Here is a 9634-nt window from a genome sequence, read left to right on the forward strand (position 1 = left end):
GCGTGGTACTGAGTTCGGCGAGAGCGAGAATTTCTCAACCCCCGCAGCCGACCGTGGTCCCCCCGTCTGCGTCATCGCAACGTCAGGCGTCTCCTCCGCAGCCGTCATCTCCTTCGGTAAACGCGGGAATTCCCAGAACCGGGGCATTGCGGCAGATGGAAAATGGCCGTCCAAGTCAGTCGACCGTAGCGCCCACGAGAAAGGCGCCGATCCCTCCCTCTGCCCCTGCTGCAGCAATTCATGCAAGCCATGCAAGCTCTTCCCCGCGCCCAGAGGCGGAAGTGGTTCCCTTGGAAGTGATGGACGAAATCCGTTCGCTGCGCAAAATTGTCGAGCAGCATCTGGCCGGTTTTGCCTGGGGTGAAGCCGCGCGCTTAGAGCCCGTAAAGACTGATATTTTGCGTCAGATGCTCGATGCGGGGTTTTCTCCCCAGTTTTCTCGCGAATTGCTGATCGATCTACCACGTGAAATGAATGGATTAGAGGCGATGGCCTGGGTGAAGGGGGCGGCTGATCGCTCGCTCCTGACGATTGGCAATGAGAACGATATCGTTGATCGGGGCGGCGTTTACGCCCTTGTCGGTCCGACCGGCGTGGGGAAGACGACGACAACTGCGAAGCTGGCGGCGCGTTGTGTGTTGCGTCATGGGTCGAGTAAGGTAGCATTGGTTACCACCGATGGTTATCGGATTGGCGCCCATGAGCAACTACGCATCTATGGTCGCATCCTTGGTGTGTCGGTTCACTTGGTTAAGGACTCCAATGAGCTGAGGCAGACGTTGATAGAACTGCAGCACAAGCACATGGTACTGATCGATACGATGGGGATGAGCCAGAGGGATAAATTGGTTCCAGAGCTGACTGACATGCTCGCCGGATGTGACGTTCAGCGCTTGCTATTACTGAACTCCACTTCACGTGGCGACACTCTGGATGACGTTGTGCGCGCCTATGCTGGTGAGACACTAGCTGGATGTGTCCTGACAAAGATTGACGAAGCCGCCAGTCTGGCTACAGTTCTGGATGTCATCATGCGTCACGGACTAAAGCTTCAATATGTTTCGAACGGACAACGTGTGCCAGAGGATTTGCATCTACCCAATCGGAGCTATCTCCTGCATCGTGCGTTTAAGGACGTTCCAGAAAGTTCGCCTCATAAATTCGATGGTCTGGAACCCGGATTGATGATGGCAAGTGCTGGCATGGTTGCGGTTGGAGGCCGTCGTGGCTGATTTTTGTGTAGATCAGGCGGCTGGATTGCGCCGCCTACTTGGTGGTGGGCAGCAATTGCAAGTCATAACATTCGTTGCCGGATGTGATGGTGTGGGACGCAGTGTCGCTGTGGCCAATATCGGGGTGGCCTTGGCGCGCTTGGGCAAAGAGGTTCTAATCATTGATGAGCACGCGCCCGGTGACGATATTGCGTCTACTTTCGGCCTGCTTGCTCGGCACGATCTTCTTAATGTTGTCCAGCGTGAAAAGCTGCTTTCGCAGGTCTTGCTTCAGCCCATGCTTGGACTGCGTGTTCTGCCGGCGGCTCGGGCGGCAAGAAAACTAGGGCGGCTGTCGTTGCCCCAACAGCAAACCCTGCTCGACGCCATGTCTGGCCTTGAAAGGCCGATCGATGTCATCCTTGTTGATGCCAGTATGGCTCATCCGAATGGCTTTTCGCCATTCGGTCTGGTATCTCAGGAGGCCGTTGTGGTGTTGTCTGGGAGCAGCTCTTCAATAACAGAGGCATACTCACTGATTAAAAAGGTGAGTCATGCTTTTTCGCGGAAGCATTTCCGAATTTTGGTGAACAAGGTTCGCAGTCATGCCGATGCCCGTTCAATTTTTGAGAATATTGCTCAAGTTGCCGCGCAGCGGGGCGTTGCGCGCCTCGATTTTGCCGGGGCGATACCGCTTGATGACGCCCTGCGCCAGTCAGCTCAGCTATGTCGTCCGGTGTTGCTTCAGGCGCCAGATTCGCAGTCGGCTTCAGCCTTCAGGGATATTGCGTCGGATATGCTGTATTGGCAGCGTAGCGAATGCGAGGCTGCTGGTGTCAATCAGTTCATGCAGCAACTGTTAGACTTGAGCCAACGCATAACTCCCAACGTACTACGAGCCTGATGTATACCGCTGCCGGGCAGCCAGATAGGGATCAGTTGGTTCAGCGCTTCGCCCCGCTGGTGAAACGTATTGCCTATCACCTGATGGCACGACTACCGGCCAGTGTGCAGTTCGATGATCTCGTCCAGAACGGAATGCTTGGCTTGCTTGATGCGATCGATCGGTATCAGGAAGGTTTGGGGGCACAGTTCGAAACTTATGCCACGCAACGCATCCGTGGCGCAATGCTGGACGGCCTTCGGGAAAACGATTGGTTGCCACGTAACTTACGCCGGGAGTTGCGGCGCATCGAAACAGCCATCAACCAGCTTGAGCACGAACAGGGGCGGGCTCCCTCAGAAAAGGAGTTGGCTGACGCGCTGGGTCTGTCCTTGACCGATTACCAAAGAACGCTTCAGGATGCGCGTGGTCATCAGATCGTTTATTACGAAGATTTTTCGGGTTCGGACGACGAGGATTTTCTTGAACGGCACTTTACGGATAACGAAGCCGACCCGGTGAGTATTCTGGAAAATAAGGGTGTAAAGGAGCAACTAGTACTGGCTATTGGCCTGTTGCCGGATCGTGAAAAATTGATGATGGCTTTGTACTACGAGCAGGATTTGAATTTGAGGGAAATTGGCGAGATTATGGGGGTCACCGAGTCTAGGGTTTGTCAGCTGCACACTCAGGCCATAGCGCGACTACGCAGCCGTCTTGTTGGTGAAGTTCCCATCACCACGAAACGTCGCAAGGAGAAGGCCGGTGGATAAGATCAGCCTGGCTGGCCTGGCAATAAGTATCGTTGCGATCATTGGCGGACAGTATCTCGAAGGGGGTAGCATTGGCTCGCTGATTCAGCCAACAGCCTTGCTTATCGTGCTGGGTGGCACCTTGGGGGCGGTGTTGCTGCAGAGCCCGATCCACATCTTCAAACGGGGAATAAAGATGGCCAAGTGGGTTTGGATGCCCCCCGTCATAGAGCAAAAGCGCCTTATAGAACAAATACTTAACTGGAGCCAGATGTCACGTCGTGAAGGCTTGCTTGCTCTGGAAAATTATATTCCGGGGATAAAAGATGAGTTCGCCCGCAAGGGGCTGCAACTCCTTGTCGATGGAGCAGATCCGGAGAGAATCAGGGAGTTGCTGGAGGTTGAAATAGGCACCTTTGAAGATGAGTGGCGCCAGTCGGCAAAAATATGGGATGCCGCAGGAGGCTATTCTCCGACGATAGGCATCCTGGGGGCTGTAATGGGGCTGATTCATGTTATGGAAAACCTGTCAGACCCGACCAAACTTGGCGGAGGGATCGCGGTGGCATTTGTTGCAACGATTTATGGGGTTGGATTGGCCAATCTTGTATATCTGCCAATTGCTGCCAAGCTCAGATATTACGTGATGCGCATGGTTGCATCGCGCGAAATGCTTGTTGATGGTCTTGTTGGTATTGCTGTCGGTGACAATCCCCGAATTATTGAAGGGCGCTTGAAAGGCTATCTGCACTAATGGCCCGCAAGCGCAGAGAAGAGGAGCACGAAAACCACGAGCGCTGGTTAGTCTCCTACGCTGATTTTATTACTCTGCTATTTGCGTTTTTTGTGGTCATGTATGCCGTGTCCTCGGTAAACGAGGGGAAGTACAAGGTTCTGTCAAACTCCCTGACTAATGCCTTCAACAACAAAACGGGTGAGCCGGGTGGGCAGCCTGTGGCGGTCATTCAAGGCGCGCTTCCTACATTGCCGCGGCCGGTTATCAAGGTAGATAAGGCGCCCCAGACGGTCAAGAACGAGGCCAAAAAGGCCGAGCAACGGCAAAAAATGAAAAGTGTGGCGGGAAGCATCATGGAGGCGCTACAACCGCTAGTCGCTGCGGGCAAAGTTCGCTTGCTTGAGACAAGTCGTGGAGTCACTATTGAGATAAATGACAGCGTTCTGTTTTCTGCCGGGCAGGCGCGTCTGCAACCCGCGTCAATTAGCGCCATGGGTGTTATTGCACAAGTGCTCGCCAATACGGATTATCCGATCACAATTGAGGGGCATACCGATAACGTTCCGATAGCTACGCCTCAGTTTCCATCTAATTGGGAGTTATCTGCCATGCGAGCCACAACGGTGCTCAGGCTGTTTAATGATGGGGGTGTTGGCGCCGAGCGACTTACGGCAATTGGTTATGGTGAAACTCGGCCGGTTGAGACCAATACTACGCCGGAAGGGCGAGCCAGAAATCGCCGTGTCAGTGTCATGATTGACTCAAATCGCCCGGAAGAACCCACAGAGATCAACGCAACAGCAAAGTAAATTTGATCGCTGATCAGCTTGGTTTTGTAGCTCAAGCTGAGTCGATGATCCGACTGCCTGTGCTTGGGGTGGTTTGGCCACTGCTGCTATAGAAAGATTGATTGGTTTGGGTATGTGTCAGAACGGAAAGTGCTTCGCTGGTTTTCTGATGAAGCACATTAATCAGGTTTCCATTTTGTTCGTTAATTCCACGGGCTTCCCTCGCAATTTTGAGCATGCCCTCCCAGAGTGCAATGGCATCCTTTTCAAGGGGGTGTGCCGAAAACCATGCCTGCATGTCAATAGGGGACTCTCCGCTGGATGAAAGGGCGCGCGTCCGTTCGAGGCCTGCTTGATTGAGGCATTCAGCCAGCGATAGCTTTTCGATGTTTAGTTCTGCCAAACCATCTGAGTTGCCGGAGCGCAGAATATCCTGCTCGCGCAGGAGCATGTCGCGGAAACGCGTGACCAGTTCGGTCTCTCGCTTTAACAGTGGGGCAAGCGCGGCCATCAGGCCTTGCGTTGAGAATTGAGCAGGTCGCGGGCAGATTGGATCAATCCATCGGCAATTGCTTCTGGATTGATCTTGAATCGGCCTTGGGAGATGGCTTCCTTGATTTCCTGAATGCGCACTGTATTTACCGGGGGCTTCTCTGTGCTTTGCAAGGTTCCGGCGAGTTGGCTCAGACTCACAGAGTCTGTAGTTGATGCTGTTTCTTGCGATGGACGAGCGACGGGGCGCGTTGTGGCTGGCGTCGTGCTTAGGTTGTATGTGCTGTCAATTTTCATGATGTGGCTCGCAATACTTTTTAATCTTAAACGGTATATCGGCTGTCAGTGGTGAAACTTTAGCTCAAAATTCGATTCCTACGGTGCCGTCTGCTCTGGCTGTGCCTGTTATGGTCTGGCCGGAGTTCATGCGAATCTGCGCGGGCTGGCCGATGGCTGCGTTGTTGATCGCTTTGCCTTCAGCGCTGACGGAGAAGCCGTTGCCTTTCGAAATGACCCGAACGGTTTGACCTTGACGGATGACTACCGGGGCAACCAGTTGGTCGAAGCGGATGGTCTGGCCTGCTCCCAGTGAATTGCGGACTGTCTTTCCGATTACGCCAGCGGGGTCGCTGGCTACGCCAGCTGGTAAATGGGAGACATCTCCATTGAGTGTGACCAAGTCGGATTCTTGGATTACCTGACCGGCAATTAGTGGTCGGCTAGTCGTGACATAGTTGCCGGCCACGGCAATTTGAGCCGGTACTAGAACCGTCCAGCTATTGGGCGACAAGCAACGGACACCAATGTGAGTTCGTCCAATAACTTTGCTGCCTTGCGGTGTAAATGCTTCGAGTGCGGTGCAGGGCGAGAGTCTGCTGGCGTCAAATTGCCCCATCGAAATGGTGATTTTGCCGGCAAGATTTTTCGTTTGCAGACGAATGTGTTGTTCTGCCGTGTCGACAATTGTGGCCGAGTCTGCAGCAAGGGCGACAAGGCAATGGATTAGCAACCAAGGAAGGGCAAGAAAACGCATAGTCATACGTGCATTTTGCCCTATTGACGAAGCTACGGCATGTCAATTTGACTGTGGCATGGAGTGTGCTTTTATTGGCCAACGATTGTTGGAGTTGATCATGTCGAACATAGCCCAAAATTTTTCCGTATTAAGCAAAGCGCTCGATTTGCGCACCCAGCGTCATCAGGTGCTGGCATCAAACATCGCGAATGCCGATACGCCCAATTTCAAAGCTCGTGATATTGATTTCAAGGCAGCCATGCAGAACGCGCTGGCTGGTCGTGCCGATGCTGGGGCGTTGAGTATGGTCGTGACCTCCAGTGCACATCAGCGCGGAAATGGGATGAGCGGCCCCGGCAGTTTGCAATATCGCACCGAGAGTCAGTCTGCTGTTGATGGCAATACGGTCGATATGGATGTCGAGCGCGCCCAGATTACGGATAACGCTCTCCAGTACCAGATTCTTACCCAACTGATTAGCAACAAATTCCAGGGTTTGCGCAGTGCGATGGCTTCTAGTCAAAGCTAGGGAGAGATTGAATGAGTTTGTTTAATGTTTTTCAGGTGTCCTCAAGCGCGATGACCGCGCAGTCAATGCGTCTTAACGCGGTGGCTTCCAACCTGGCCAACGCCGATAGCATCGTTTCTTCGGACGGAAAACCCTACAAGGCCAAACAGGTTGTGTTTGAGGCTACGCCAATGGGGAATGTTGGTGATATTTCGAAGGGGGTTCGGGTGCGCCAGGTGGTGGACGATGCCTCTCCGCCGCGCATCGTGTATGACCCCAAAAATCCTGCCGCCGATGAGAAAGGTTATGTCACCTTTCCGAATGTCAATGTGGTCGAGGAAATGACCAATATGATTTCTGCATCGCGCTCGTATCAGACGAATGTCGAGGTTATGAATACCGCAAAGACCATGATGCTGCGCACCCTGCAGATCGGTCAATAAGGAGATGAATCATGAGTAGCGTCACGAGTAGTTCCACGGTCAACTCGGTTTTGCAGCAACTTTCGGAGAGCAAGACGTCGACGACCGGCACCGCTGATCAACTGGGTGACCGCTTCATGACCATGTTGGTTACCCAGATGCAGAATCAGGATCCGCTTAATCCGATGGATAACGCGGAAATTACCAGCCAGTTGGCGCAAATCAACACCGTCAAGGGTATCGACAGCCTGAACAGTACGCTGCAAAAGCTCTTGACTTCGTACAGCGATGCGCTTTCCATGCAGTCCTCTTCCTTGGTCGGCAAAAATGTCCTTGCCGCCGGCAATTCTCTGCCGCTAGGCGACAACGGTGCGCTGGGCGGTGTGAAACTTGCAGGTGATGCCGACAAGGTCAGCATTGTTATCAGCGATGCGAACGGCGTGAAAGTGGCGCAGCAAGATCTGGGCGCCCAAAAGGCTGGCGTAATCGACTTTGTCTGGGATGGCAACAATGCTGACGGAACCCGTGTGGGGAACGGAACTTACCAGTTCTCCGTGCAGGCCACCCAGGGGGCCAGCAAGGTGACGGCGACAGCGCTTGAGATTGGCACAGTATCTGCTCTTGTAAGGGGGCAGAACGGCTTTCAACTCGAAATCCCAGGAACGGGCCTGGTTGATTTCAGTTCCGTCGAACAGATTTACTAAGATTGAGTCAAGGAGTACGTCATGGCATTCCAACAAGGTTTGAGCGGTCTGAATTCTTCTTCAAAGGCGCTGGATGTGGCCGGTAATAACATTGCCAACGCATCGACTGTCGGTTTCAAGTCTTCGGCCTCCCATTTTGCTGACGTCTATGGCGCTTCCCTGCAAGGAGGCGGTGGTTCGCAGATCGGTATTGGTTCTACCCTGGGTGCCGTGATGCAGCAATATACGCAGGGCAATATCACGGCTACCAACAATCCGTTGGATATCGCCATCAACGGTACTGGGTTCTTTGGGCTGACCCAGAACGGAAGCATCAGCTACTCGCGGAACGGTCAATTCCATTTGGACAAGGATGGTTTCATCATCAACGATCAGAACCGCAAGCTGCTGGGAGTTCTTGCGGATTCGACCGGCAGTATTCCGCAGCAGCCGCCGACCGATCAGCTTAAGGTTGATTTCGTTACAGGCACCCCGAATCCGACCAGCACTGCCGCGGTGACGGCCAATCTGGATTCTCGCCAGACGGTTCCGGCTCAGAGTCCCTTCGACTCGACCGACCCGGATACCTACAACAGTTCAACGGCGATGACGGTGTACGACTCGCTGGGCAATCCGCACACCTTGTCATATTACTTCCTCAAGACCGCAACACCGAACGAATGGACCTTGTACTCGCGCTTGGATGGTGCGGCGCCAACTGTTGCAGAGGCTGCAGGTACGGTCACTTTTAACTCCTCAGGCGTGCTGACTTCGGCCGGGACGATAAACAAGAGCTACGCAGTTGCTACGGGTGCCGTTACGCCTTTGGCATTTGATATCAACGTTTCGAACATGACCCAGTTTGGCAGCCCGTTTGCTGTCAATGACCTGACGCAGAACGGGTTCGCGCCGGGCAATCTGGCTGGGGTCAGCGTCTCCAAGGATGGTATCGTCCAGGCTCGTTACGACAACGGCCAGACCCGTGACATTGGTCAGGTTGCCCTGTTCAACTTCCGCAACCCGAATGGTCTTTCCTCGATCGGTAATAACCAATGGTCGGAAACGGCCGATTCCGGTCAGCCGACCCCGGGAAATCCGAATACCGGTATTTTCGGGGTGCTGCAAGCCTCGGCCGTTGAAGAGTCGAACGTCGACCTGACGGCCGAACTGGTCAACCTGATCGTTCAGCAGCGCAACTACCAGGCCAGCGCCCAGTCGATCAAGACGCAGGACCAGATCCTGCAAACCCTGGTCAATATCCGCTGATTTCAATTTTTGACCTTTTTTCGAGTCGACCGTGGATCGCCTGATTTATACCGCCATGACCGGTGCCAAGCATGTCTTCATGCAACAGGCCGGCACGGCCAACAACCTCGCCAACGCCAGCACCGTCGGCTTCAAGGCGCAGGAGCACCGCTTCCGGGCGGTGCCTGTCCTGAGCGATGCCATGCCGACGCGAGCCTTCGTGGTCGACGCCTCGGTCAGCGATGTTTTCAGCGAAGGCCCGGTAATGTTTACCGGCCGCAACCTCGATGTGTCGGTCCAGGGGCGTGGCTGGCTGGCTGTGCAACTGCCCGATGGCAGCGAGGCCTATACCCGTGCCGGTAGTCTGGATGTCGATGTGGCCGGTTTGTTGCAGACCAAGAGCGGTTACCCGGTGGTCGGCGATGGCGGGCCGATCAGCGTGCCGCCCGACAACCGGGTTGAAATTGCTCCAGACGGCACGATTTCCGTTGTGCCCAGTTTTGGTACGCCGAACAATGCCAACGCGATCGGACGTTTGAAACTGGTGAATCCTCCGGAGGCCGATCTGGTGCGCGGTGCCGACGGCTTGTTTCGCCTGCGCAGCGGCCAGCCGGCGGAAGCGGATGCGACGGTGCGCGTGGCTTCGGGGGCGCTGGAAGGCAGCAACGTTAATGTGACGGATGCGATGGTCAACCTGATCAGTCTCTCTCGCCAGTTCGAAATGCAGATCAAAATGCTGCAAACCGCTGACACCAACGCCCAGCGCGCCGACCAGTTGCTTTCATTGAATTCCTGATAGGACTTAGCCATGATCCGCTCTCTATGGATTGCCCGAACCGGACTTGATGCCCAGCAAACCCAGCTCGACGTCATCGCCAATAATCTGGCCAACGTCGGAA

Annotated in this window: 14 protein-coding genes; 11 read left to right on the forward strand and 3 right to left on the reverse strand. The window is 54.3% G+C overall.

The features are described 5' to 3' along the window. The first annotated feature begins 155 nt into the window (after window positions 1-155). From flhF to motD, 5 genes are read left to right on the forward strand one after another with little or no spacing between them, the layout of a single operon-like run. The gene (gene flhF, locus ADADOO_RS10945; protein WP_511277500.1) at window positions 156-1232 is read left to right on the forward strand and encodes a flagellar biosynthesis GTPase FlhF; all 1077 of its coding nucleotides are present in this window, start codon (window positions 156-158) and stop codon (window positions 1230-1232) included. Beyond that, window positions 1225-2115, forward strand: coding sequence for a MinD/ParA family ATP-binding protein (locus tag ADADOO_RS10950; protein ID WP_511277501.1), 891 nt, complete (start codon window positions 1225-1227; stop codon window positions 2113-2115). The genes flhF and ADADOO_RS10950 overlap by 8 nt, the downstream gene beginning before the upstream one ends. Continuing rightward, window positions 2115-2867, forward strand: coding sequence for an RNA polymerase sigma factor FliA (locus ADADOO_RS10955; RefSeq protein ID WP_511277503.1), 753 nt, complete (start codon window positions 2115-2117; stop codon window positions 2865-2867). Before ADADOO_RS10950 ends, ADADOO_RS10955 begins: the two co-directional genes overlap by 1 nt. Further along, entirely contained in the window at window positions 2860-3600 is a 741-nt protein-coding gene (locus ADADOO_RS10960; RefSeq protein WP_511277505.1) for a flagellar motor protein, read from the forward strand. Before ADADOO_RS10955 ends, ADADOO_RS10960 begins: the two co-directional genes overlap by 8 nt. After that, window positions 3600-4391, forward strand: a complete 792-nt coding sequence (motD, locus tag ADADOO_RS10965) for a flagellar motor protein MotD (RefSeq protein WP_511277507.1) — start codon at window positions 3600-3602, stop codon at window positions 4389-4391. Before ADADOO_RS10960 ends, motD begins: the two co-directional genes overlap by 1 nt. A gap of 31 nt (window positions 4392-4422) precedes the next feature. Here the strand turns inward: motD and ADADOO_RS10970 are convergent, their stop codons facing one another. The 3 genes from ADADOO_RS10970 to flgA all read right to left on the reverse strand — a co-directional run bounded on the left by ADADOO_RS10970 (window position 4423) and on the right by flgA (window position 5895). Then, window positions 4423-4881 carry a flagellar protein FlgN gene (locus tag ADADOO_RS10970; RefSeq protein WP_511277508.1) on the reverse strand — a complete coding sequence of 153 codons (459 nt, stop codon included), beginning with the start codon at window positions 4879-4881 and terminating at the stop codon, window positions 4423-4425. Then, entirely contained in the window at window positions 4881-5159 is a 279-nt protein-coding gene (gene flgM, locus ADADOO_RS10975; RefSeq protein ID WP_511277510.1) for a flagellar biosynthesis anti-sigma factor FlgM, read from the reverse strand. The genes ADADOO_RS10970 and flgM overlap by 1 nt, the downstream gene beginning before the upstream one ends. A 64-nt stretch (window positions 5160-5223) precedes the next feature. After that, entirely contained in the window at window positions 5224-5895 is a 672-nt protein-coding gene (gene flgA, locus ADADOO_RS10980) for a flagellar basal body P-ring formation chaperone FlgA (RefSeq protein WP_511277511.1), read from the reverse strand. A gap of 100 nt (window positions 5896-5995) precedes the next feature. On the opposite strand from flgA, the gene flgB reads away from it, so the two are divergent. The 6 genes from flgB to ADADOO_RS11010 form a co-directional block, all read left to right on the forward strand. Continuing rightward, a complete protein-coding gene (flgB, locus tag ADADOO_RS10985; RefSeq protein ID WP_511277513.1) occupies window positions 5996-6406 on the forward strand; it encodes a flagellar basal body rod protein FlgB in 411 nt (136 codons plus the stop codon). Window positions 6407-6417: 11 nt separating this feature from the next. Then, the gene (gene flgC / locus ADADOO_RS10990; protein WP_511277515.1) at window positions 6418-6828 is read left to right on the forward strand and encodes a flagellar basal body rod protein FlgC; all 411 of its coding nucleotides are present in this window, start codon (window positions 6418-6420) and stop codon (window positions 6826-6828) included. A gap of 11 nt (window positions 6829-6839) precedes the next feature. After that, entirely contained in the window at window positions 6840-7511 is a 672-nt protein-coding gene (locus ADADOO_RS10995) for a flagellar hook assembly protein FlgD (protein WP_511277517.1), read from the forward strand. 21 nt (window positions 7512-7532) lie between these two features. Beyond that, complete coding sequence (flgE, locus tag ADADOO_RS11000; protein ID WP_511277519.1) at window positions 7533-8756, forward strand: flagellar hook protein FlgE; 1224 nt, start codon at window positions 7533-7535, stop codon at window positions 8754-8756. Between the two features lie 31 nt (window positions 8757-8787). Next, window positions 8788-9531, forward strand: coding sequence for a flagellar basal-body rod protein FlgF (gene flgF / locus ADADOO_RS11005; RefSeq protein WP_511277521.1), 744 nt, complete (start codon window positions 8788-8790; stop codon window positions 9529-9531). Between the two features lie 12 nt (window positions 9532-9543). Next, window positions 9544-9634 (forward strand): flagellar basal body protein (locus tag ADADOO_RS11010; protein ID WP_511277533.1); only part of this gene is annotated, 91 nt, incomplete at its 3' end.

Source organism: Azonexus sp. (genome assembly GCF_036170495.1).
Taxonomy (GTDB): Bacteria; Pseudomonadota; Gammaproteobacteria; order Burkholderiales; family Rhodocyclaceae; genus Azonexus.

Excerpts from the sequence above, each read along its gene's own strand:
- flhF (WP_511277500.1), top strand. The coding sequence starts at position 156 with ATGGAAAATGGCCGTCCAAGTCAGTCGACCGTAGCGCCCACGAGAAAG.
- ADADOO_RS10955 (WP_511277503.1), top strand. The coding sequence starts at position 2,115 with ATGTATACCGCTGCCGGGCAGCCAGATAGGGATCAGTTGGTTCAGCGC.
- motD (WP_511277507.1), top strand. The coding sequence starts at position 3,600 with ATGGCCCGCAAGCGCAGAGAAGAGGAGCACGAAAACCACGAGCGCTGG.
- ADADOO_RS10970 (WP_511277508.1), bottom strand. The coding sequence starts at position 4,881 with ATGGCCGCGCTTGCCCCACTGTTAAAGCGAGAGACCGAACTGGTCACG.
- flgM (WP_511277510.1), bottom strand. The coding sequence starts at position 5,159 with ATGAAAATTGACAGCACATACAACCTAAGCACGACGCCAGCCACAACG.
- flgA (WP_511277511.1), bottom strand. The coding sequence starts at position 5,895 with ATGCGTTTTCTTGCCCTTCCTTGGTTGCTAATCCATTGCCTTGTCGCC.
- flgB (WP_511277513.1), top strand. The coding sequence starts at position 5,996 with ATGTCGAACATAGCCCAAAATTTTTCCGTATTAAGCAAAGCGCTCGAT.
- flgC (WP_511277515.1), top strand. The coding sequence starts at position 6,418 with ATGAGTTTGTTTAATGTTTTTCAGGTGTCCTCAAGCGCGATGACCGCG.
- ADADOO_RS10995 (WP_511277517.1), top strand. The coding sequence starts at position 6,840 with ATGAGTAGCGTCACGAGTAGTTCCACGGTCAACTCGGTTTTGCAGCAA.
- flgE (WP_511277519.1), top strand. The coding sequence starts at position 7,533 with ATGGCATTCCAACAAGGTTTGAGCGGTCTGAATTCTTCTTCAAAGGCG.